Below are 20806 nucleotides of genomic sequence, written 5' to 3'. Positions count from 1 at the left end.
CGAGCCGCCCGCATGTTCAAAATGTTGCGTATCCCGCGATCATAGCAAGGTCCGGGGCCGCATACCGACAAGCTTGGGGTGTTCGCGCCGCGATACAATGCCGCCCATGACACGCAAAACCCGAATCCAGCCGATCGAGCATGCCGACGACGACGTCGGCAACGGCTACGATCGCCCCAGCAAATCCCAGTTGAAACGCGAGATGCACGCGCTGCAGGAGCTCGGCCAGGCCTTGGTCGACCTGCCGAAGGACGCGCTCAAGCGCATGCCGATGCCCGAGGACCTCGCCGACGCCGTGCGCGAGGCACGTCGGATCACCGACCACGAAGGCAAGCGCCGCCAGCTCCAGTACGTTGGCCGCGTGATGCGCTCGCTGACCGAGGATGAAACGGCCGCGCTGCGCACCGCGCTGGACGCCCAGCGAGGCGTGAACAAGGCCGCGACCGCTCGCCTGCACTGGATCGAGCGCACGCGCGAACAGCTGCTCGCCAACGACGACGCGCTGACCGAATTCCTCCGCCAGCACCCCGAAGCCGACATCCAGGAAGGCCGCACGCTGATCCGCAACGCGCGCAAGGAAGCGCAGCAAGGCAAGCCGCCGCGCTATTTCCGCGAGCTGTTCCAGTGGATCAAGACCGCGAGCGGTACGCCCGACGGGGATGACGAAGCGGCCGACGACGCCGGAGACGACCATGACGACGACGAAGCGTAACCACCCGGACGAGCTCGTGGTCGGCCTCGTGTCGATCAGCGACCGCGCGAGCACGGGTGTTTATGAGGACAAGGGCATTCCGGCGCTGCAGGAATGGCTCGCCGGCGCATTGCGCTCGCCGTGGCGCGCCGAAACCCGGCTGATCCAGGACGACGCGCCGACGATCTCCGCCACGCTGGCAGAACTCGTCGACGTGGCAGGCTGCGATCTGGTGCTGACGACCGGCGGCACCGGCCCGGCGCGGCGCGACGTGACGCCGGAAGCCACGCTGGCCGTTGCGACGAAGGAAATGCCGGGATTCGGCGAACAGATGCGGCAGATCAGCCTGAATTTCGTGCCGACCGCGATTCTGTCGCGACAGGTCGCGGTGATCCGCGAGACGGCCGACCACGCGGCCCTGATCATCAACCTGCCCGGCCAGCCGAAGTCGATCCGGGAAACGCTCGAAGGGCTGCGCGACGCCGACGGCAAGTCGACCGTGCCCGGTATCTTCGCGGCCGTGCCCTACTGCATCGATCTGATCGGCGGCCCGTACATCGAGACCGACGCCGCAGTGGTCGCGGCGTTCCGGCCGAAGAGCGCTCAACGCGCGCCGCGCTGAGCGCGTGCCGGCCCGCTCAGGCGGCCGGTGCGGACTCGCCTGCCGGCGCCGACGCGGCCGGAATCAGGAAATGCTCGCGGTAGTACTTCAGTTCGTCGATCGACTCGTGGATGTCCGCGAGTGCCGTGTGCATCGCGCGCTTCTGGAAGCCCTTGTAGATCGCGGGCTGCCAGCGGCGGCACAGCTCTTTCAGCGTGCTGACGTCGAGATTGCGGTAGTGGAAGAATTTCTCGAATTCCGGCATCCAGCGCGCCATGAAACGGCGATCCTGGCAGATCGAATTGCCGCACATCGGCGACTTGCCGGGCGATACGTACTGCGCGAGGAACGCCTGCAGCTGCGCGGCGGCGTCCGCCTCGGTCACGGTCGACGCGCGCACGCGGTCGATCAGGCCAGAGCGGCCGTGCGTCGACTTGTTCCAGTCGTCCATCTTCGCGAGCGTTTCGTCGCTCTGGTGGATCGCGAACACGGGCCCTTCCACGGCGATGTCGAGCGTGGAATTGGTCACGACGACCGCGATTTCGATGATGCGGTCGTTATCCGGGTCGAGGCCCGTCATCTCCATGTCGAGCCAGACGAGGTTCAACTCGTTGCGCACGAGCGCGGGCTGGCTGGCGGAAGCGGCGGTATCGGTCATGAGTCATCCTGGAAAATGGCGGACGGCGCGCGGCGCCGCCCGGGCGGCCGGCATCGCGTGAGCGGGCCCGGTCCGCAAGAACATATAATTCTCGCATAGAACCCTTTGGCGCCTTCGATGTCACCCTCTTCGTTCACCCTGCTGTTCGCGCTCGCCGTGCTCGCGATGGTCGTCACCAAGCTGTGGCTCGCGTCGCGGCAGATCCGCTTCGTCGCCGCACACCGTAACGGCGTGCCCGCGCAGTTCAGCGCCACTATTCCGCTGACCGCCCACCAACGCGCGGCCGACTACACGGTCGAGCGCACCCGGCTGGCGATGTTTGAAATCGTCGTCAGCGCGGCCGTGCTGGTCGGCCTCACGCTGCTCGGCGGCGTCGGTGCCCTCGACACGCTGCTGACGGGCTGGTTCGGCCGCGGCTACGGGCAGCAGGTCGCGCTCGTCGCCGCCGTGCTCGCAACCATGAGCGTGATCGACGTGCCGTTCGAGTATTACCGCCAGTTCGGGATCGAACAGCGGTTCGGCTTCAACCGCATGACCAAGCGCCTGTTCTTCACTGACATGCTGAAGAACACGCTGCTCGGCGCCGTGCTCGGCCTGCCGCTGCTGTTCGTCGTGCTGTGGCTGATGAACCAGGCCGGCAGCCTGTGGTGGCTGTGGACCTGGATCGTCTGGGTTGCATTCCAGATGCTCGTGCTGCTGATCTACCCGACCTTCATCGCGCCGATCTTCAACAAGTTCGAACCGCTGAAGGACGAAGCGCTGCGCACGCGCATCGAGTCGCTGATGAAACGGTGCGGCTTCGCGGCGAAGGGCCTGTTCGTGATGGACGGCAGCCGCCGTTCCGCGCACGGCAACGCCTATTTCACGGGCTTCGGCGCATCGAAGCGGATCGTGTTCTTCGACACGCTGCTCGCGCGGCTGTCCGGCCAGGAGATCGAGGCCGTGCTCGCGCACGAACTCGGCCACTTCAAGCGCCGCCACGTAATGAAGCGGATGCTCGTGTCGTTCGTGCTGAGCCTCGTGCTGCTCGCGCTGCTCGGCTGGCTCGCGCAGCGCACGTGGTTCTACACGGGGCTTGGCGTCACGCCTTCGCTCGACACGAGCAACGCGGGCGCCGCGCTCGTGCTGTTCTTCCTCGCGATCCCCGTGTTCCTGTTCTTCGCGACGCCGTTCAGCAGCCTCACGTCGCGCAAGCATGAATTCGAGGCCGACGCGTTCGCGGCCAGCCAGACCGACGCGCAGGATCTCATCAGCGCGCTCGTGAAGCTTTACGAGGACAACGCGTCGACCCTCACGCCGGACCCGGTCTACACGGCCTTCTACTACTCGCATCCGCCGGCGTCGCAGCGGATCGACCGCCTGATGCAGCACGCATGAGCCGGCCGACCTCCCGCAAGCCGGCTGCGCGCGCATCAGGCGCGTCGCGTGTCGAAGGCCGCGTGATCGCGGCGCACGGCCGCCACTACATCGTCGCGCCCGACGACGGCGGCCCGATGCTGCAGTGCTTCCCCCGCGGCAAGAAAAGCGAGATCGCGGTCGGCGACCGCGTCGTGTACGAACAGGCGTCGGCGGACCAGGGCGTGATCGTCGAGATCGGCGAGCGGCGCAACCTGCTGTACCGTTCCGACCAGTTCAAGTCGAAGCTGTTCGCGGCCAACCTCGACCAGCTGCTGATCGTGCTCGCAACCGAGCCCTATTTCAGCGAAGACCTCCTCGGCCGCGCGCTGATCGCGGCCGAAGCGAACGAATTGAAGCCGCTCGTCGTGCTGAACAAGATCGACGTCGAGGCCGCGCTGCCGGTCGCCCGCGAGCGCCTCGCGCCCTACCGCGCGCTCGGCTACGACGTGCTCGAACTGTCGGTGAAGGGCTCGCCCGACGATGCGCGCGCGCAACTGATGCCGCATCTGGCCGGGCATTCGACGATCCTGCTCGGCCAGTCCGGGATGGGCAAGTCGACGCTCGTGAACCTGCTCGTGCCCGATGCCGAAGCCGCGACCCGCGAAATCTCGGCCGCGCTCAACAGCGGCCGCCATACGACGACGTTCACGCGCCTCTACCCGCTCGAAGGCGGCGGCGCACTGATCGATTCGCCGGGCTTCCAGGAATTCGGCCTCTACCACCTGACGGAAGGCCGCCTCGAGCGCGCGTTCCCGGAATTCCGCCCGCTGCTCGCGGACTGCCGTTTCTATAATTGTCATCATCTGCACGAGCCGGGCTGCGCGATTCTCGAAGCAGTCTCCGACCGCCGCATTTCACCGTCGCGGCATGCGCTTTACGCGCAGCTCGTGCACGAGGCAAGCCAGATCGTCCGCTGACCGCACGGCGGACAGAAGGCGGCCGGGGCCGGCCCGGCCTTCACCGACAGGAGCCGCGATGCGTTTCAAGGCCCCCGATCTCGCCACCGCGCAGCATTGGGCGAATGTGCTGCAGGTGGCCGGCATCGGCTGCGAATTGCACAACTGCTACGCGACCGGCGCGCTCGGCGGCTTGCCCGCCGACGCTTGCGCCCCCGAGCTGTGGCTCGACGACGAGCGCGACGATGCACTCGCCCGGCGGCTCCTCGATGCGGCGTCGCACGGCCCGTCGGCCGGCGCCGTTCCGTGGCGCTGCCGCCAATGCGGCGAGGCGCTGGAGGCCCAGTTCACCGCATGCTGGCAATGCGGCGCCGTACGCGATCCACTCGACGACTGAGCGGACTGACCGGACGCACAGCAAAAAGGCCGGCATGAAGCCGGCCTTTTCGTTTCATCGCGCATGTTCGCTGCCGCGTCAAGACACCCAGACGGCCAGCGTCAGCATCAACAGCAGGATCATCCACAGGATCACGGCGCGCCAAACCAGGCCGACCGCGGACTGCAGCGTGCGCGGCGTGCAATCATCACCGACCGTCAACGGGCCGCTGTCACCAACCGCCAACGCGTCGAGACTCGACGGTTCCGCGAGCGGCCCCGCGAGGCGCGCGCCGAGCGCGCCGCTGCCGGCCGCGAGCAGCACGCCGTCGTTCGGGTCGGGCCACTGGCGCGTGTGATTGCGCCATGCGTAGATCGCATCCTCGAAGTTGCCGACGATCGCGAAGCCGAGCGCGGTCAGTCGCGACGGAATCCAGTCGATCACGAAGAACGCGCGCTGCGCGAACGTCGAGAACGCGGCCGTGCGATCGTCGCCCGGCGTCGACCAGCTGCGCGCAAGATATTCGGAGATGCGGTACAGCACGGCTCCGGCCGGACCGATCGGCAGCACGTACCAGAAGAACACGCCGAACACGTGGCGATGCGACGCAACGACCGCATGAATCAGCGTATGGCGGACGATTTCACCGACCGGCATGTCGACCGTATCGAGGCCCGTCCACTCGTGCAGGATTTCACGCGCCCGCGGCACGTCGTCGTTGTTGAGCGCGAGATGGATATCGGTGAAGTAGTGGCTGAACTGGCGGAAGCCGAGCGTGAAATACACGACGACGACGTTCCAGATGAACGCGAGCACGAAGCTCACCTTGAACAGCAGGAAGTAGATCAGCGCGACGACCAGAACCCACGGCAGCACGACTGCGATCCATGCGAGCAGGCCATGCTTTTGCTTGCCGGCGTCGAGGCCATGGGCGACGGTTTCCGCATGAAACTGGAACAGCGCGAACACCGGATTGCTCGGTGACAACGCGCGGACCTGTTCGATGATGAGGGCGAGAAGAACCGAAAAGAAAGTCATGCGTGGTGCCGTCTTCGGAGTTATGTCATTTTTTGCATAACGATAGCACAGCGTAAGGGGCGCATGGCTGCCGACGCGACGGGCCGTCAGCCGGCCGCGTGCGCAGGTTCGGGTGGGATGCTATCCAGCTGCCAAGAAGCGGTACAGATTGCGCAACATGCCGGCAGTTGCGCCCCAGATGAAGTAATACCCGGCCGATTCGCCGTTCGGATACGGCATCGCAAAAAAACGACGCTCGCCGCCTTCCCAGCGGAACACGCGCACCTGGTGGTTCGACGGACTCATCAGGAACGCGAGCGGCACCTCGAAAATCTCGGCAACTTCGAACGTGTCGGCCTGCACGGTGAACGGGGGATGCACGAGACCCACGACGGGCGTCACGCAGAAGCCGGTCCCCGTCAGGTAGTCGGGCAGCGCACCGAGAATCTCCACCGGTTCGGCGGCCAGGCCGATTTCTTCCTTCGCCTCGCGCAACGCGGTCGCCGTCGCATCGCGATCGAACGGCTCGCGGCGACCACCGGGAAAGCTGATCTGCCCGGCATGGTCGTTCAGGTGATCGGCGCGCTGGGTCAGCAGCACGGTGAGACCGCTCTCGCGAACGACGAGCGGGATAAGAACGGCAGCGCTGCGCGGATCGACGCCCTCCTGCAGCCGTACCTCTCCGGGCTCGACGCTCCATTCGAGCGTGCGCGCGAAACGCTCGCGCAGCCCGGGCGGCGTCATCAAGCGGGATTCGATGGACGGCAGGCCGGCGCCGGTGCCTTCGACCGGCAGCACTTCGGGATCAATGATGGGGCGGCGATTCAATCGGGGTCTCGAGTTCGTGACGTATCGAGCATATTGTCGCGCCAGAATGAAAAAAGCACCCGGGTGGGTGCTTTTTCCTTACAGCTCTTACTCTTGGGAAGCTGCTGCGGCGCGATCCTTCGACACCAGCTTTTCCTTGATTCGAGCCGACTTGCCCGAACGCTCGCGCAGGTAGTACAGCTTCGCACGACGCACATCACCGCGACGCTTCACGACGATGCTCGCCAGCAGCGGCGAGTAGGTCTGGAACGTACGCTCGACGCCTTCGCCCGACGAGATCTTGCGGACGATGAAGTTCGAGTTCAGACCACGGTTGCGAATCGCGATCACGACGCCTTCGTACGCCTGAACGCGCTTGCGGTTACCTTCAACCACGTTCACGTTCACGATCACCGTGTCGCCCGGGGCGAATTCGGGGATCGTCTTGCCGGCGAGCGCGCGCTCGATCTCTTCCTGCTCAAGTTTTGCAATCAGATTCATCACTGACTCCTAAAGCCATCTTGTCGGCGTTTGCACCCGCCTGCTTCCAGGCTTGGCCCCGATAGAGGATGGATTCACATCAGGCGCCGCGCACGCATGCACGGCACCGCCATTTCCCGCCCGCGACGCCGCCTCAGGAGGCGTTCTTCGCTTCGCGTGCGAGGTTCGCAAGCCAGGCCTCGTCGGCACGGCTCAACAACTTCTCGCGGCGCGCCCGGACGATCAGGTCCGGCCGCTTCCGCAACGTATTTCTCAATGCTTCCTGGCGCCGCCACCGCTCGATCTCGGCATGATGGCCACCGAGCAGCACGTCCGGCACGCGCATCCCCTCGTACTCCTCGGGGCGCGTGTAATGCGGACAATCAAGCAGCCCGTCGACGAAGCTGTCCTGCACGGCCGACTGCGCATCGTTCAGCACGCCGGGCAGCAGGCGCACAACGGCATCCATCATCGCCATCGCCGGCAGTTCGCCGCCGGACAGAACGAAATCGCCGAGGCTGATTTCCTCGTCAACGCAACGGTCGAGCAGACGCTGATCGATCGCCTCGTAGCGGCCACACAGCACGATGACACCCGGCTCCTGTGCCATTCGCACCGCACGTTCGTGCGTGAACGGCGCACCTTGCGGTGACATCATCACCACACGCGTGCTCGCGACGCCCTGCTCCGCCTGCGCTGCTTTCGCCGCACCGATCGCAGCCTCGAGCGGCCTGGCCAGCATCACCATGCCCGGACCGCCGCCGTACGGGCGATCGTCGACCGTGCGGTAGTTGTCCGTCGTGAAATCACGCGGATTCCAGGTGCGCAGCCCGAAGCGCCCCTGCTTCACGGCACGGCTGGTGATACCCCAGTCGGTCAGCGCGCGGAACATTTCGGGAAAGAGCGTGACGACGTCAAACTGCACCGCGCTCTCCGTAACCTGGTTCATTAGTAATCGGCTTCCCAGTCGACGACGATGCGACGTGCCGCCTGATCCACCGTTTTGACGTAGACGCCGACGAACGGAATCAGCCGTTCGCCGGTGGTCGGCCGACCATCCTTGCCGACTGCCGGATACTCGACGCGCATGATCGAATGCACGCCGTTGTCGATCATCCCGCTCACCGTCCCGAGCGCCACCGATTGCTCGTTGACGACCTCGAGGCCGATCAGGTCGACCCAATAGAATTCGTCCGCGGCCAATACCGGGAAATCTTCCCGGCGCACGAACACGCGAAAGCCGCGCAAAGCCAGCGCGGCATCGCGGTCGCTGACACCCGCGGTATGCGCGACGACAGTGTCGCCGTGCGTCTTCGACTGCAGGATGCGAGCGGACAACCGCTCCCCACCCCGTTCCAGCCACCAGCAGCGCGCGTTGAGCAACGCATCGCCGCCACGACCGGCGTCGGCATGCGTCGCCACCTTGACCCAGCCTTTCAGGCCGTAGGCGTCGACTACCGCCCCGACCTCGACAGCATCGTCGGGCCAGGCTTGCACCGCCTCGAGACTGCCCGACTCGGCAGCCTCACCGGCGCTCGCGACAGTGTCGCGCTCGACCGGCTTGCGGACGAATGCGCCAAACGACGCTCGCCCGCGCTTTGCGTTACCGGAATCGTGACCGGACATCAATGCTCCTTGCAGCCGGCACGACCGGCACACCGCGCCATGTTAGGCAGCCGGTTGCGCCTTTTGCGCTTCCTTCACGAGACGCTGAACGGTCGGCGACAGTTGCGCGCCAACGCCTTGCCAGTACGTCAGACGGTCCTGAGCGATACGCAGCGATTCGCCCTTCGTAGCGACCGGGTTGTAGAAGCCGACGCGCTCGATGAAGCGGCCGTCACGACGGTTGCGCGAATCGGTAGCGACGATGTTGTAGAACGGGCGCTTCTTCGAGCCGCCGCGAGCCAGACGGATGATAACCATATGAAATCCTTCGGGGAAACCGGGTTCGAAACTACTGAAACGTGCGATTATAGCCGGAAACCAAAGCCACAACAAACACTTACGCGCAAAAATTCCACGGACTCCCTGCGCGCCAGGCATACAATCGTCGTGTCCACGACGCTCACCGCCGCCATGCCGCTATTTTGCGTCACCCAGGCGCGCCGCGCGCAGCACCGCCTCGCGGGCTTGCTGACCGGCCTCGTCACCTGTCTTGCAGCCACCGCGGCTTGCGCCGCAACGCCGGTGGACAAACTCGTCGTGCCATCCGGCTTCCATGTCGACGTGCTGACCGACGCCGTGCCGACCGCCCGCGAAATGGCATGGTCGCCCCGCGGAATCCTGTATGTCGGGTCGCAGGAAGGTCGCGTGCATGCATTTGTGATGCAGGAGGGCCGGATCACGGCCCGATACGTGATCGCATCGGGGCTCGACATGCCCGTCGGCGTCGCGTATCGCGACGGCGCGCTCTATATCTCCGCCGTGTCGCGCATTCTGCGCCTCGACCACATCGACGACCGGCTCGCCAGTCCTCCGGCGCCGGCGGTCGTGACGGACGCGCTGCCGACCGATCATCATCACGGCTGGAAATTCATCGCATTCGGCCCCGACGGCAAGCTCTACGTGCCAACCGGCGCACCGTGCAACGTGTGCCTCGCCGATCGCGGCCGATACGCGATCATCGCACGCATGAACGCGGACGGCAGCGGCCGAGAAGTGTTTGCCCGCGGCGTGCGCAATACCGTCGGCTTTGCCTGGCACCCCGATTCGCGCGAGCTGTGGTTCACCGACAACGGGCGCGACTTGATGGGCGACGACGTGCCCGACGACAAACTGAACCGTGCGCCGCGCGCAGGCCTCGATTTCGGCTTTCCGTACTGCCACGGCGGCGACACGCCTGACCCTGAATTCGGGAGCGCCGACGTGTGCCACCGCTACGTGCCGCCCGTGCTGAAACTTGGCGCGCACGTCGCGGCACTCGGCATGCGCTTCTATACGGGGCCGATGTTTCCGGCGTCCTATCGCAACAACATCTTCATTGCCGAGCACGGTTCGTGGAATCGCAGCACGAAGGTCGGCTATCGCGTGATGCGCGCGGTCGTGTCGGCCGACGGCAGCCACGCAAGCCAGACACCGTTCATCACCGGCTGGCTGCGAGCGGACGGCACCGTGTGGGGGCGCCCGGCCGACGTACTGCCGCTGCCCGACGGCTCGCTGCTCGTCAGCGACGACTACGCAGGCACCATCTATCGCGTCACCTATGCGGCACCTTGACGCAGGCAAGGGGTGACCCGGCCGGACCGGGCATCGTAGAATGCCTGCCGGGCCACGCGCCCCGCGCCGGCCTGCCGGCCGCCCATGCCAACGATAATCCGCCGCCATCCATGTCCAGCAGCACCGCATCGTCGTCCCGCCGCTTTCGCTCCAAGACGCTCACCGCCGCCCTCGCGTTCCTCCTCGGCTCGCTCGGTGCGCACCGCTTCTACCTGTACGGCTTTCGCGACGTGTACGGCTGGGCGCACCTGCTCGCGACGATCGTCGGGATCCCGGGTTTCCTGCTGCTCGCCGCGACCCAGCGCAGTGCCAACCTCGGCTGGTGGCTCGCCGTGCCGGGTGCGATCTCGCTTCTGGCTGCGTTCCTCGCCGCGCTCGTCTACGGCCTGCGCCCCGACGAGAAATGGGACGCGCAATTCAATGCCGATACCGGCAAGCACAGCCAGTCAGGCTGGACGGTGATCTTCATCGTGATCTTCTCGCTGCTGATCGGTGCGTTCCTGCTGATGACCGCGCTCGCGCTGTCCTTCCAGACATACTTCGAATCGCAAGTCGAAGCGGCGAAGCAAATCTCGCAATAAGCACCGACGCGTGTCGGTCAGCTCAGAACAGCCTCAGCTGCACGTCGTCACGCGACGTCGCGCCGGTTGCGCCCGCCATCGGGCGCTGCGCTGCCGCCCCGGTCGCCGGCGCACCGCGAAACTGCGACAGATCCAGAATGCCGTTCGCGCGCTCGTTCAACCCGAGCCGCTTCACGGCCTGACGGAACCGCTGCCGCAACAGGTCTGCCCAGATTCCCTCGCCCTTCATCCGCTTCGCGAAATCCGAGTCGTAGTCCTTCCCGCCGCGCATGTCGCGCACGCGGTTCATCACGCGCTCCGCGCGATCGGGGAAATGCGCGGAGAGCCAGTTCTTGAACAGCGGCGCGACCTCCCACGGCAGCCGCAGGATGATGTAACTCGCGTGCGTTGCGCCGGCTTCCGCACAGGCTTCCAGCACACGCTCCATGTCCGGCTCGGTGACGAACGGGATCATCGGTGCAATGCTGACGCCCACCGGCACGCCCGCGTCGCGCAGCGCGCGGATCGTGCGCAGCCGGCGCGCCGGCGTCGCCGCACGCGGCTCGAGCGTACGCGCGAGATCGGCATCGAGCGTCGTGATCGTGACCGCGGCCATCACCTGCCCGCGCTCGGCCATCGGGGCCAGCAGATCCAGATCGCGCTCGATCAGTGACGATTTCGTGATCGCGGCGAACGGCAGCCCGTGATCGTGCATCACCTGGATCACGCTGCGCGTGATGCGCAGATCGCGCTCGACGGGCTGGTATGCATCGGTGTTGACGCCAAGCGCGATAGGCTCCGGCACGTAGCGCTTGCGCGAAATCTCGCGCTCGAGCAATTCGGCAGCGTTGACCTTCGCATAGATGCGGCTCTCGAAATCGAGCCCCGGCGACAGACCGAGATAACTATGGGTCGGCCGCGCAAAGCAGTAAATGCAGCCATGCTCGCAGCCCCGATACGGATTGAGCGACACGCTGAACGGTATGTCCGGCGACTGGTTGTGCGTGAGGATGCTCTTCGCGCGCTCCTCGAACACCTGCGTGCGCAGCGGAGCCGGCAGATCGGTGTCGACCGATTCGTGGGTCCAGCCGTCGTCGACCGCTTCACGCAGCGCCGTTTCGTATCGCCCCTGGAGGTTGTCGACCGCACCACGCCCCTTGCGGGGCGCCGGCGGCGCTATCGGAAATTCGTTGTCGGACCGACCGTCCATGCACTCACCCATTCCCCTGCACCCAATACTGTACATTTATACAGTATTGGGTGCAGCATGCCAAGGGAGAGATAGAGGGACGGACCGTAGGCCATAGCCAGGGTCATTCGCCGACCGAGATCGTCAGCGTCTCCTTGATTTCTTCCATCACGACATAGCTCTTCGACTGCACCGCGCCAGGCAGCTGCAGCAGGATGTCGCCCAGCAGCTTGCGATAGTCGGCCATTTCACCGATCCGCGCCTTGATCAGGTAGTCGAAGTCGCCGGACACGAGATGACATTCGAGCACCTCGTCGATCTTCATCACTTCGCGCCGGAACTGCTCGAACATGTTGCCGCCCTTGTGGCCGAGCGTGATCTCGACGAACACCAGCAACGCGGCACCCAGTTGTCCCGGATCGACGCGTGCGTGATAGCCGGTGATGACGCCGTCGCGCTCCATGCGCCGCACGCGTTCGATGCACGGCGTGACGGTCAGCCCGACCTGCTCCGCGAGGTCCTTCATCGCCATCCGGCCGTCGTCCTGGAGCAGTTTGAGGATGCGCCGGTCGAGCTTGTCGAGCGAGCGTACTGGCTGGCGTTGCGTTCTCATTTGTTTATGCTGAAAACCTGAAAAATACGATAACAAAACCTACACATTCGACAATACCATAGCGCAAAAAACTAGATCAGCTAGAGGTTACACGGAGACGCAGGTGCGCCCGGCCTCGACCTGATCCTTCCATCTGGAGCAGCTATGCGAGTCGTCATTCTGGGCAGCGGTGTGGTGGGCGTGGCAAGCGCGTATTACCTCGCGCGCGCCGGTCATGAAGTCACGGTGATCGACCGGGAAGCCGGTCCGGCGCTCGAGACGAGCTTCGCGAACGCAGGTCAGATCTCGCCCGGCTATGCCGCGCCGTGGGCCGCGCCTGGCGTGCCGCTGAAGGCCGTCAAGTGGATGTTCGAGAAGCACGCGCCGCTCGCGATTCGCCTCGACGGCACGCGCTTCCAGCTCCAGTGGATGTGGCAGATGCTGCGCAACTGCACGGCCGAGCGCTATGCAGTCAACAAGGGGCGCATGGTCCGCCTCGCCGAATACAGCCGCGATTGCCTGCAGGCGCTGCGCGCCGACACGGGTATCCAGTACGAAGGCCGCACGGGCGGCACGCTGCAACTGTTCCGCACGCAGCAGCAACTCGACGGCGCGGCGAAGGATATGGCGGTGCTGCAGGAAGCCAACGTGCCGTTCGAACTGCTGTCGCCGGCCGAGCTCAAGAATGCCGAACCGGCGCTCGCCGCCGTGTCGCACAAGCTGACGGGCGGCCTGCGCCTGCCGGGTGATGAAACCGGCGACTGCCAGCTGTTCACGACGCGCCTCGCGGCGCTCGCAGAATCGCTCGGCGTGAAGTTCCGCTACAACACGCCGATCGACGCGCTCGCGATCGCGGGCGGCAAGATCGCCGGCGTGCAGTGCGGCAGCGAGACGGTGCGCGCGGATGCATACGTCGTCGCGCTCGGGTCGTACTCCACCGACTTCATCTCCAACCTGATGAAGATCCCCGTCTATCCGCTGAAGGGCTATTCGATCACCGCGCCGATCGTCGACGAGACGGCCGCGCCCGTGTCGACGGTGCTGGACGAAACCTACAAGATCGCGATCACGCGTTTCGACCAGCGCATCCGCGTCGGCGGCATGGCGGAGATCGTCGGCTTCGACAAGAACCTGCGTGCCGCGCGTCGCGAGACGCTCGAAATGTGCGTGAACGACTTGTTCCCGGGCGGCGGCGACACGTCGAAGGCAACGTTCTGGACAGGCCTGCGCCCGATGACGCCGGACGGCACGCCGATCGTCGGCCGCACGCCGGTCTCGAACCTGTTTCTGAACACCGGCCACGGCACGCTCGGCTGGACGATGTCGTGCGGGTCGGGCCAACTGCTCGCCGACCTGATCTCGGGCAAGAAGCCGGCAATCCAGGCCGACGACCTGTCGGTGCATCGCTACCTGAAGGACGTAGCCGGCCAGACGCGCCCGGCATACGCATAAGTCGGAACGGCCCGCCGCGACGCAGGCCGGTCCGCATCAACCAAGAAGGCGCCCCGAGGGCGCCTTTTTCGTTACAGCGAATGCGTTGCGGGCTCGGAACAGAGCCTCCGTCGACTCGCGCACGGTCGTTGCCATTCGCGCCGACGATCAACGCTTCTGGCCCACCTGTCCGCACGACGACATGTTCGGCGCGGCATTGAGCGAGCACGGCTCGCTGCCCGACAGAACACCCCGCCCGCTTCTGTCGTCGCACAAAAAAAGGGGCGCGTATCGCGCCCCCTCGTCCTGCGTACTTGCCGCCGATGCGTCAAGTCACACCGTGTCAGCCCAGTTCGTTCACGAGTTCCGGCACGAGCGCGAACAGGTCGCCGACGAGGCCGTAATCGGCCACGCTGAAGATCGGCGCTTCCGGATCCTTGTTGATCGCGACGATCACCTTCGAATCCTTCATGCCGGCCAGGTGCTGGATCGCACCCGAGATGCCCACCGCGATGTACAGCTGCGGCGCAACGATCTTGCCGGTCTGGCCGACCTGATAGTCGTTCGGCACGTAGCCTGCATCGACTGCCGCGCGCGATGCGCCAAGCGCTGCCGACAGCTTGTCGGCCAGAGGCTCCAGCACCTTCGTGTAGTTTTCACCGCTACCCAGACCGCGGCCGCCCGACACGATGATGCTCGCCGACGTCAGCTCCGGACGGTCCAGCTTCGTCACCTCACGGCTCACGAACTGCGACTTGCCTGCATCTGCCGCCGCTTCGATCTTCTCGACCGACGCGCTGCCGCCTTCCGCCGCCACCGGATCGAAACCCGTTGCACGCACCGTGATCACCTTGATCGGATCGCTCGACTGCACCGTCGCGATCGCGTTGCCTGCGTAGATCGGGCGCTCGAACGTATCGGCCGAATCGACCGCCGTGATGTCCGAAATCTGCGCGACGTCCAGCTTCGCGGCAATGCGCGGCGCGATGTTCTTGCCGTAGGCGGTTGCCGGCGCGAGGATGTGCGAGTAGTCCTTCGCGATGTTCAGCGCGGTCGCTTCGACGTTTTCCGCCAGGCCCGCTTCGAGCTGCGGCGCGTCGGCCAGCAACACCTTCGACACGCCTGCGATCTTGGCTGCGGCATCGGCCGCGCCCTGCGCGTTGTGCCCCGCGACCAGCACGTGAATGTCACCGCCGATCTTCGCGGCCGCCGCCACCGTGTTCAGCGTCGCGGCCTTGATCGACGCGTTGTCATGTTCTGCAATCACCAGAATCGTCATTTCTTTCCGCTCCCTCTTACAGCACCTTGGCTTCGGTCTTCAGCTTCTCGACCAGCGTCTTCACGTCCGGCACCTTCACGCCGGCCGCGCGCTTCGGCGGCTCGGCCACCTTCAGCGTCTTCAGACGCGGCGTGACGTCCACGCCCAGGTCTTCCGGCTTCACCGTTTCCAGCGGCTTCTTCTTCGCCTTCATGATGTTCGGCAGCGTCACGTAGCGCGGCTCGTTCAGGCGCAGGTCGGTCGTGACGACCGCCGGCAGCGTGAGCGACAGCGTTTCCGCGCCGCCGTCGACTTCGCGTGCGACCGTTGCCTTGCCGTCGGCGATCGTCACCTTCGACGCGAACGTCGCTTGCGGCAGGCCTGCCAGCGCAGCCAGCATCTGGCCCGTCTGGTTCGAATCGTCGTCGATCGCCTGCTTGCCGAGGATCACGAGTTGCGGCTGTTCCTTGTCGACCAGCGCCTTCAGGATCTTCGCCACCGCCAGCGGCTCGACGCTGTCGTTCGACTCGACGAGGATCGCGCGATCCGCGCCGATCGCCAGCGCCGTACGCAGCGTTTCCTGCGCTTGCGTCACACCGACCGACACCGCGATCACTTCGGTCGCCACACCCGCTTCCTTCAGGCGCACCGCTTCTTCCACCGCGATTTCGTCGAACGGGTTCATCGACATCTTCACGTTCGCAATGTCGACGCCCGTGTTGTCCGACTTCACGCGGACCTTCACGTTGTAATCGACCACTCTTTTCACTGGCACCAGGATTTTCATGCACACGCTCCAAAGTTACGAATACGACCAGAGGCCATTCTATAGCGAGGCCTCATGACTGCGCGGCCAAGCGGACCAATCCATCGCGGCTATCGAGGATAACGCTCCTCTTCGGCGCGCCGGCAATAGCGAACGGTCGTTCTATTTTAAAAGAGAAAAAACCCGGACGCAAAGCCCGGGTTTTCGATCATCAACTCTAATCGTCACCGGGCGCGCCCAGCACCACGTGTTACCAGGCGGCGATGACCGCGCCGCCGAACTTCTGTTCGATGAACTGCTTCACTTCCGCGGAATGGTAGGCCGCTACCAGCTTCGCGACCCACGGCTTGCTCCGGTCGGCGTCGCGAATCGCGAGAACGTTCGCGTAAGGGCCGTTCGGGCCCTCGATCGCGATCGCGTCCTGTTTCGGCTTCAACCCGGCTTCCATCGCGTAGTTGGTGTTGATCGCCGCGGCGTCGACGTCGCCGAGCGAACGCGGAATCTGCGCCGCATCGAGTTCGACGATCTTCAGCTTGCGCGGATTGTCGACGATGTCGAGCGGCGTCGCCTTCAACCCGGCGTCCGCACGCAGCTTCAGCAGCCCCTGCTTCTGCAGCAACAGCAGCGCGCGGCCGCCATTGGTCGGATCATTCGGCACCGCGATGCGCGCGCCGGGTTTCAGCTCGGCCAGCGACTTCACCCGCTTCGAATAGATGCCCATCGGGAATGTGACGGTATCCGCGACCTTGATCAGCTTGTAGCCGCGATCCTTCACCTGCGCCTGCAGATAAGGATCGTGCTGGTAGCTGTTTGCGTCGAGATCGCCCGACGCGAGCGCCGCGTTAGGCTGCACGTAATCCGAGAACTCGACGATGCGGATGTCGAGGCCGCTCTTGGCCGCGACCTTCTTCACCACGTCCATGATCTGCGCGTGCGGACCGCCCGTCACGCCCACCTTGATGGTTTCGGCCTGCGCGTGCGCGCTCGCGAACAGCGCGGCCGCGCCGAGTGCGGCCGCGAACTTCAACATGAAGCGTCGTTGCATCGTCTCCCCCTACCAATGAATGTCGTTTTACTTGTGGCTCAGCCGGCGCACGAGCCAGTCGCCGAACGATTGCACGATCTGCACGAACACGATCAGGATCGCGACGACCGTCCACATGACTTCCGGCAGATAGCGCTGGTAGCCGTAGCGGATCCCGAGATCGCCGAGCCCGCCGCCGCCGATCGCACCGGCCATCGCTGAATAACCGACGAGCGACACGAACGTGATCGTCAGGCCCGCGACGATGCCAGGCAGCGATTCGGGCAGCAGCACCTTGAACACGATCTGCGACGTCGTCGCGCCCATCGACTGCGCGGCCTCGATCAGCCCGCGGTCGACTTCGCGCAGCGCGGTCTCGACCAGTCGCGCGACGAACGGCGCGGCCGCGAGCGTCAGCGGCACGACCGCCGCAGCCGTGCCGATCGACGACCCCGTGACGAGCCGCGTGAACGGAATGACCGCAACCAACAGGATGATGAACGGCGTCGAGCGCACCGCGTTCACGATGCCGCCGAGCACACGATTCACGCCGAGGTTCTGCAGCACGCCCTGGCGGTCGGTCAGGTAGAGCAGCACGCCGAGCGGCATCCCGACTAGCGCGCCGACCGCTCCCGAGATGCCGACCATGATCAGCGTCTCCCAGAACGACTGCACGAACATATCGAACATCTCACTCAACATACGAAAGCTCCTCTACCACCACACCTTGCTCGCGCAGGAACGCGAGCGCCTGCCCGACCTTGCCCGGTTCGCCGCCCGCGAGCACCGCGAGCGACCCGAACGCCTGCCCCTGGATCTCGTCGATCTGGCCGTGCAGGATGTTGAAATCCAGTTCGTACCGGCGAATCGTCTCCGACAGGATCGGCTGGTCGACACCCGAGCCGGTGAACGCGAGCCGCAGCAAATGCCCACTGCCCGTCTTCAGCCGCTCGGCCACGCGTGCCTTCAGCGCGGGCGGCAGTTCCTGCGCGATCACGTCGCCGATCAGCGCGCGCGTCACTTCGTGATGCGGCTGCAGGAACACGTCGATCACGCGGCCTTCCTCGACCACGCGACCCGCGTCGAGCACCGCCACGCGATCACACACTTGCTTGATCACTTCCATCTGGTGCGTGATCAGCACGATCGTCAGGCCAAGTTCGCGGTTGATGCGCTTCAGCAGGTCGAGGATCGCGCGCGTGGTCTCGGGATCGAGCGCCGACGTCGCTTCGTCCGACAGCAGCACCTTCGGCTTGCTCGCGAGCGCGCGGGCGATGCCGACGCGCTGCTTCTGGCCGCCGCTGATCTGCGCAGGGTAGCGGTCCTTCTGCGCGGACAGCCCGACGAGGTCGAGCAGCGGCAGCACGGCGGCCTCGATGTCGGCACGGCTCGCGCCAGCAAGCTCGAGCGGCAACGCGACGTTGTCGAAGACCGTGCGGGACGACAGCAGGTTGAAGTGCTGGAAGATCATGCCGATTTCGCGGCGCGCTTCGCGCAGCGCGCCGGCCGACAGCAGCGTGAGATCGAGCCCGCCGACGACGACGTTGCCTTCGGTCGGCCGCGTGAGCAGGTTGATGGTGCGCACGAGCGTGCTCTTGCCGGCGCCGCTTCGGCCGATGATGCCGAACACCTCGCCCTGCGGGATCGTCAGATTGACGTTGTGCAATGCGTCGACCCAGCCGGTCGGCCCGGGGAAACGCTGCGACAGATTGCGTAATTCGATCATGTAAACAAAACGGCGGCCGACTGGCGAAGCCCGCCAGTCGGCCGCCGATGCATCTGGAATAGCCGGCGATTTTACCGCAAACGCCTCATTCCACTTAATAATCGATTTCGATCTTTTCATAACCAGACGAAATTAGAGGAGCACTGCTGGTCCGCCGTGTGAGTGCCGCGACTATGATCCGGAACACCGATGCCAACCAAACAGGGGACCCGCCAGATGACCGCCACCACCACGCAGGTCGCCGCACCCGCCGCCATCGCAGCACGGGACACGGCAGCGCCGCCCGCCCCGCGGACGGGCCGGCTCCGTACCGCGGACGGGCTCGAACTGGCGTCGTATCGCTGGCCGGCTGGCGACGGCACGGAGCCGCCGCGCGCGACGATTGCTCTCGTGCATGGCCTCGCCGAGCATGCGGGCCGCTACGCGGCGCTCGCGTCCAGATTGAACGCGGCCGGCATCGACGTGCTGGCGATCGATCTGCGCGGGCACGGCCAGTCGCCCGGTAAACGCGCGTGGGTCGAGCGTTTCGACGACTACCTGAACGATGCGGATGCCCTCGTCGCCGAAGCCGCCCGCGACGATACGCCGCTCTTCCTGATGGGGCACAGCATGGGCGGCGCCGTCGCGGCGCTGTATGCAATCGAACGCGCGCCGATTCGCGGCCACGCGCTGGCGGGCCTCGTGCTGTCGAGCCCGGCGCTCGCGCCGGGACGCGACGTGCCGCGCTGGATGCTCGCGATGAGCCGCTTCATCAGCCGCGTGTGGCCGAGCTTCCCCGCGATCAGGATCGACGCGGCGCTGCTGTCGCGCGATCCGGCCGTCGTCGCGGCCAATCGTGCCGACCCGCTCGTGCACCACGGCGCGGTGCCGGCGCGCACCGGCGCCGAGATCCTCGACGCGATGGCGCGCATCGAGCGCGGTCGCGGCGCGCTGCGCGTGCCGGTGCTCGTCTATCACGGCACCGAGGACAAGCTGACCGAGCCCGACGGAAGCCGCGCGTTCGGCGCACGCGTCGGCTCGCCCGATCGCACGCTGACGCTATACGAAGGCGGGTTCCACGAAACGATGAACGATCTCGAGCGCGACCGCGTGATCGATGCGCTGATCGAGTGGATTCACGCGCACGTGCAGGCGCGCTGAGCGCGCCCCGCCCCGCTCCCGGTCAGATGCCGGCCAGCACGCGCAGGTGCGCCACGACGCTGCGGCCGAGCGCGGACAGGTTGTAGCCGCCCTCGAGACAGCTCACGATGCGGCCCTGCGCATGCCGGCGCGCGACGTCGACGATCTGCGCGGTCAGCCATTCGAAATCGGCCTCGACGAGACCGAGGCTGCCGATGTCGTCCTCTCGATGCGCGTCGAAACCGGCCGACACGAACAGCATCTGCGGCTTGAATGCGTCGAGACGCGGCAGCCAGAACATGTCGACCGCTTCGCGGATCGCCATCCCGTTGCTGCGCGCAGGCATCGGCAGGTTGACCATGTTCGGCGCCTGGTGATCGACGCCCGAGAACGGGTATAGCGGATGCTGGAAGAAGCTGCACATCAGCACCCGCTCGTCGTTCGCGAACGCGGCTTCGGTGCCGTTGCCGTGGTGCACGTCGAAATCGACGATCGCGACGCGCTCGAGGCCGTGGACGTCTAGCGCATGCCGCGCGCCGATCGCGACGTTGTTGAAAAAGCAGAAACCCATCGCGCGCGCGGGCTCCGCGTGATGGCCGGGCGGCCGCACGCTGCAGAACGCATTCGCGTAGCGGCCTTCGATCACGGCGTCGGTCGCCGCGATCGCCGCGCCGGCCGCACGCAGCGCGGCGCGCCACGTGTCGCGGTTCATCAGCGTGTCGGGATCGATCTCGACGTAGCCGTCGACGGGCGTCATGCTGCGGATGTAGTCGATGTGGGCCTGCGTATGCACGCGGCCCAGCGCCACCTCGCTCGCGAACGGCGCGGTTTCGTGCACGATCAGGTCGTCGATGCGGCTCGCGATCAGTTGATCCTGGATCGCCGACAGGCGGGCCGGGCATTCCGGATGCCATTCCCCCATCTCGTGCAGCATGCAGTCGGGGTGCGTATAGAAGGCGGTTGCCATAATCTGTCATCCGCGACGCGGGGTGCGCCGCAGG

Annotated in this window: 24 protein-coding genes; 9 read left to right on the top strand and 15 right to left on the bottom strand. The window is 65.7% G+C overall.

The features are described 5' to 3' along the window. Nucleotides 1-106 precede the first annotated feature (106 nt). Together yjgA and mog are read left to right on the top strand one after the other, a co-directional pair. Nucleotides 107-712, top strand: coding sequence for a ribosome biogenesis factor YjgA (yjgA, locus tag LGM71_RS02565; RefSeq protein WP_311768945.1), 606 nt, complete (start codon nt 107-109; stop codon nt 710-712). Then, on the top strand, nt 693-1313 hold the full coding sequence (gene mog, locus LGM71_RS02560) for a molybdopterin adenylyltransferase (RefSeq protein ID WP_082728832.1): 621 nt from the start codon (nt 693-695) through the stop codon (nt 1311-1313). Before yjgA ends, mog begins: the two co-directional genes overlap by 20 nt. A 16-nt stretch (nt 1314-1329) precedes the next feature. Here the strand turns inward: mog and orn are convergent, their stop codons facing one another. Further along, complete coding sequence (gene orn, locus LGM71_RS02555) at nt 1330-1950, bottom strand: oligoribonuclease (protein ID WP_059678659.1); 621 nt, start codon at nt 1948-1950, stop codon at nt 1330-1332. Nucleotides 1951-2067: 117 nt separating this feature from the next. Here orn and LGM71_RS02550 point away from each other — a divergent pair, with 117 nt between their 5' ends. Genes LGM71_RS02550 through LGM71_RS02540 form a run of 3 tightly spaced genes read left to right on the top strand, consistent with a single transcriptional unit; the run spans nt 2068 to nt 4641 of the window. Continuing rightward, the gene (locus LGM71_RS02550) at nt 2068-3327 is read left to right on the top strand and encodes a M48 family metallopeptidase (RefSeq protein ID WP_226113917.1); all 1260 of its coding nucleotides are present in this window, start codon (nt 2068-2070) and stop codon (nt 3325-3327) included. Next, the gene (gene rsgA / locus LGM71_RS02545; RefSeq protein ID WP_226113915.1) at nt 3324-4265 is read left to right on the top strand and encodes a ribosome small subunit-dependent GTPase A; all 942 of its coding nucleotides are present in this window, start codon (nt 3324-3326) and stop codon (nt 4263-4265) included. The genes LGM71_RS02550 and rsgA overlap by 4 nt, the downstream gene beginning before the upstream one ends. Nucleotides 4266-4323: 58 nt before the next feature. Next, nucleotides 4324-4641: a putative signal transducing protein gene (locus tag LGM71_RS02540; protein ID WP_059678656.1), complete on the top strand. Its 318-nt coding sequence runs from the start codon at nt 4324-4326 to the stop codon at nt 4639-4641. A gap of 78 nt (nt 4642-4719) precedes the next feature. On the opposite strand, the gene LGM71_RS02535 is transcribed toward LGM71_RS02540, so the two are convergent. The 6 genes from LGM71_RS02535 to rpsP all read right to left on the bottom strand — a co-directional run bounded on the left by LGM71_RS02535 (nt 4720) and on the right by rpsP (nt 8847). Then, nucleotides 4720-5658 carry a CobD/CbiB family protein gene (locus tag LGM71_RS02535; protein ID WP_059599374.1) on the bottom strand — a complete coding sequence of 313 codons (939 nt, stop codon included), beginning with the start codon at nt 5656-5658 and terminating at the stop codon, nt 4720-4722. Between the two features lie 120 nt (nt 5659-5778). Next, nucleotides 5779-6465, bottom strand: a complete 687-nt coding sequence (locus LGM71_RS02530; RefSeq protein ID WP_124623381.1) for a CoA pyrophosphatase — start codon at nt 6463-6465, stop codon at nt 5779-5781. 87 nt (nt 6466-6552) lie between these two features. Next, nucleotides 6553-6945: a 50S ribosomal protein L19 gene (gene rplS, locus LGM71_RS02525; RefSeq protein WP_006753174.1), complete on the bottom strand. Its 393-nt coding sequence runs from the start codon at nt 6943-6945 to the stop codon at nt 6553-6555. 133 nt (nt 6946-7078) lie between these two features. Continuing rightward, nucleotides 7079-7873, bottom strand: coding sequence for a tRNA (guanosine(37)-N1)-methyltransferase TrmD (gene trmD / locus LGM71_RS02520; RefSeq protein ID WP_059599372.1), 795 nt, complete (start codon nt 7871-7873; stop codon nt 7079-7081). Next, nucleotides 7873-8550, bottom strand: a complete 678-nt coding sequence (gene rimM, locus LGM71_RS02515; RefSeq protein ID WP_124902131.1) for a ribosome maturation factor RimM — start codon at nt 8548-8550, stop codon at nt 7873-7875. Before rimM ends, trmD begins: the two co-directional genes overlap by 1 nt. Nucleotides 8551-8592: 42 nt before the next feature. After that, nucleotides 8593-8847 (bottom strand): 30S ribosomal protein S16, encoded by a 255-nt coding sequence (gene rpsP, locus LGM71_RS02510; protein WP_006476550.1) that lies wholly within the window; start codon nt 8845-8847, stop codon nt 8593-8595. Between the two features lie 153 nt (nt 8848-9000). Here rpsP and LGM71_RS02505 point away from each other — a divergent pair, with 153 nt between their 5' ends. Further along, entirely contained in the window at nt 9001-10140 is a 1140-nt protein-coding gene (locus LGM71_RS02505) for a PQQ-dependent sugar dehydrogenase (RefSeq protein ID WP_226114239.1), read from the top strand. Between the two features lie 110 nt (nt 10141-10250). Then, on the top strand, nt 10251-10721 hold the full coding sequence (locus tag LGM71_RS02500) for an NINE protein (protein WP_059599369.1): 471 nt from the start codon (nt 10251-10253) through the stop codon (nt 10719-10721). Between the two features lie 22 nt (nt 10722-10743). Here the strand turns inward: LGM71_RS02500 and LGM71_RS02495 are convergent, their stop codons facing one another. Both LGM71_RS02495 and LGM71_RS02490 read right to left on the bottom strand, forming a co-directional pair. Beyond that, on the bottom strand, nt 10744-11922 hold the full coding sequence (locus LGM71_RS02495) for a PA0069 family radical SAM protein (protein ID WP_226113913.1): 1179 nt from the start codon (nt 11920-11922) through the stop codon (nt 10744-10746). A 91-nt stretch (nt 11923-12013) separates the two neighbouring features. Continuing rightward, nucleotides 12014-12502 (bottom strand): Lrp/AsnC ligand binding domain-containing protein, encoded by a 489-nt coding sequence (locus tag LGM71_RS02490; RefSeq protein WP_006762687.1) that lies wholly within the window; start codon nt 12500-12502, stop codon nt 12014-12016. Between the two features lie 144 nt (nt 12503-12646). Here LGM71_RS02490 and LGM71_RS02485 point away from each other — a divergent pair, with 144 nt between their 5' ends. Next, entirely contained in the window at nt 12647-13933 is a 1287-nt protein-coding gene (locus LGM71_RS02485; protein ID WP_059599367.1) for a D-amino acid dehydrogenase, read from the top strand. A gap of 322 nt (nt 13934-14255) precedes the next feature. Here the strand turns inward: LGM71_RS02485 and LGM71_RS02480 are convergent, their stop codons facing one another. The 5 genes from LGM71_RS02480 to LGM71_RS02460 all read right to left on the bottom strand — a co-directional run bounded on the left by LGM71_RS02480 (nt 14256) and on the right by LGM71_RS02460 (nt 18686). After that, nucleotides 14256-15191, bottom strand: coding sequence for an electron transfer flavoprotein subunit alpha/FixB family protein (locus LGM71_RS02480; RefSeq protein WP_059590178.1), 936 nt, complete (start codon nt 15189-15191; stop codon nt 14256-14258). Between the two features lie 16 nt (nt 15192-15207). Beyond that, nucleotides 15208-15957 (bottom strand): electron transfer flavoprotein subunit beta/FixA family protein, encoded by a 750-nt coding sequence (locus LGM71_RS02475; protein WP_226113910.1) that lies wholly within the window; start codon nt 15955-15957, stop codon nt 15208-15210. A 229-nt stretch (nt 15958-16186) separates the two neighbouring features. Continuing rightward, the gene (locus tag LGM71_RS02470) at nt 16187-16981 is read right to left on the bottom strand and encodes a MetQ/NlpA family ABC transporter substrate-binding protein (RefSeq protein ID WP_124623395.1); all 795 of its coding nucleotides are present in this window, start codon (nt 16979-16981) and stop codon (nt 16187-16189) included. A 27-nt stretch (nt 16982-17008) separates the two neighbouring features. Next, nucleotides 17009-17662, bottom strand: a complete 654-nt coding sequence (locus LGM71_RS02465) for a methionine ABC transporter permease (protein WP_059529977.1) — start codon at nt 17660-17662, stop codon at nt 17009-17011. Beyond that, nucleotides 17652-18686, bottom strand: coding sequence for a methionine ABC transporter ATP-binding protein (locus tag LGM71_RS02460; protein WP_124623398.1), 1035 nt, complete (start codon nt 18684-18686; stop codon nt 17652-17654). Before LGM71_RS02460 ends, LGM71_RS02465 begins: the two co-directional genes overlap by 11 nt. A 216-nt stretch (nt 18687-18902) precedes the next feature. On the opposite strand from LGM71_RS02460, the gene LGM71_RS02455 reads away from it, so the two are divergent. Then, nucleotides 18903-19826: an alpha/beta hydrolase gene (locus tag LGM71_RS02455; protein WP_226114238.1), complete on the top strand. Its 924-nt coding sequence runs from the start codon at nt 18903-18905 to the stop codon at nt 19824-19826. A 22-nt stretch (nt 19827-19848) separates the two neighbouring features. Here LGM71_RS02455 and LGM71_RS02450 read toward each other — a convergent pair whose 3' ends face one another. Then, a complete protein-coding gene (locus tag LGM71_RS02450) occupies nt 19849-20772 on the bottom strand; it encodes a histone deacetylase family protein (RefSeq protein ID WP_226113908.1) in 924 nt (307 codons plus the stop codon). Nucleotides 20773-20806: the final 34 nt, after the last annotated feature.

This window comes from Burkholderia sp. AU33545, assembly GCF_020419685.1.
GTDB classification, from domain to species: Bacteria; Pseudomonadota; Gammaproteobacteria; order Burkholderiales; family Burkholderiaceae; genus Burkholderia; species Burkholderia diffusa.
Note: the sequence above shows the minus strand (reverse complement) of the source record. Positions and strands in the feature narration are given on the sequence as shown.

Excerpts from the sequence above, each read along its gene's own strand:
- rplS (WP_006753174.1), bottom strand. The coding sequence starts at position 6,945 with ATGAATCTGATTGCAAAACTTGAGCAGGAAGAGATCGAGCGCGCGCTC.
- LGM71_RS02495 (WP_226113913.1), bottom strand. The coding sequence starts at position 11,922 with ATGGGTGAGTGCATGGACGGTCGGTCCGACAACGAATTTCCGATAGCG.
- LGM71_RS02480 (WP_059590178.1), bottom strand. The coding sequence starts at position 15,191 with ATGACGATTCTGGTGATTGCAGAACATGACAACGCGTCGATCAAGGCC.
- LGM71_RS02505 (WP_226114239.1), top strand. The coding sequence starts at position 9,001 with ATGCCGCTATTTTGCGTCACCCAGGCGCGCCGCGCGCAGCACCGCCTC.
- rimM (WP_124902131.1), bottom strand. The coding sequence starts at position 8,550 with ATGTCCGGTCACGATTCCGGTAACGCAAAGCGCGGGCGAGCGTCGTTT.
- LGM71_RS02450 (WP_226113908.1), bottom strand. The coding sequence starts at position 20,772 with ATGGCAACCGCCTTCTATACGCACCCCGACTGCATGCTGCACGAGATG.
- LGM71_RS02475 (WP_226113910.1), bottom strand. The coding sequence starts at position 15,957 with ATGAAAATCCTGGTGCCAGTGAAAAGAGTGGTCGATTACAACGTGAAG.
- LGM71_RS02535 (WP_059599374.1), bottom strand. The coding sequence starts at position 5,658 with ATGACTTTCTTTTCGGTTCTTCTCGCCCTCATCATCGAACAGGTCCGC.
- orn (WP_059678659.1), bottom strand. The coding sequence starts at position 1,950 with ATGACCGATACCGCCGCTTCCGCCAGCCAGCCCGCGCTCGTGCGCAAC.
- yjgA (WP_311768945.1), top strand. The coding sequence starts at position 107 with ATGACACGCAAAACCCGAATCCAGCCGATCGAGCATGCCGACGACGAC.
- LGM71_RS02470 (WP_124623395.1), bottom strand. The coding sequence starts at position 16,981 with ATGCAACGACGCTTCATGTTGAAGTTCGCGGCCGCACTCGGCGCGGCC.
- LGM71_RS02485 (WP_059599367.1), top strand. The coding sequence starts at position 12,647 with ATGCGAGTCGTCATTCTGGGCAGCGGTGTGGTGGGCGTGGCAAGCGCG.
- LGM71_RS02460 (WP_124623398.1), bottom strand. The coding sequence starts at position 18,686 with ATGATCGAATTACGCAATCTGTCGCAGCGTTTCCCCGGGCCGACCGGC.
- rsgA (WP_226113915.1), top strand. The coding sequence starts at position 3,324 with ATGAGCCGGCCGACCTCCCGCAAGCCGGCTGCGCGCGCATCAGGCGCG.
- LGM71_RS02455 (WP_226114238.1), top strand. The coding sequence starts at position 18,903 with ATGACCGCCACCACCACGCAGGTCGCCGCACCCGCCGCCATCGCAGCA.
- LGM71_RS02550 (WP_226113917.1), top strand. The coding sequence starts at position 2,068 with ATGTCACCCTCTTCGTTCACCCTGCTGTTCGCGCTCGCCGTGCTCGCG.
- trmD (WP_059599372.1), bottom strand. The coding sequence starts at position 7,873 with ATGAACCAGGTTACGGAGAGCGCGGTGCAGTTTGACGTCGTCACGCTC.
- rpsP (WP_006476550.1), bottom strand. The coding sequence starts at position 8,847 with ATGGTTATCATCCGTCTGGCTCGCGGCGGCTCGAAGAAGCGCCCGTTC.
- LGM71_RS02540 (WP_059678656.1), top strand. The coding sequence starts at position 4,324 with ATGCGTTTCAAGGCCCCCGATCTCGCCACCGCGCAGCATTGGGCGAAT.
- LGM71_RS02465 (WP_059529977.1), bottom strand. The coding sequence starts at position 17,662 with ATGTTGAGTGAGATGTTCGATATGTTCGTGCAGTCGTTCTGGGAGACG.
- LGM71_RS02490 (WP_006762687.1), bottom strand. The coding sequence starts at position 12,502 with ATGAGAACGCAACGCCAGCCAGTACGCTCGCTCGACAAGCTCGACCGG.
- mog (WP_082728832.1), top strand. The coding sequence starts at position 693 with ATGACGACGACGAAGCGTAACCACCCGGACGAGCTCGTGGTCGGCCTC.
- LGM71_RS02500 (WP_059599369.1), top strand. The coding sequence starts at position 10,251 with ATGTCCAGCAGCACCGCATCGTCGTCCCGCCGCTTTCGCTCCAAGACG.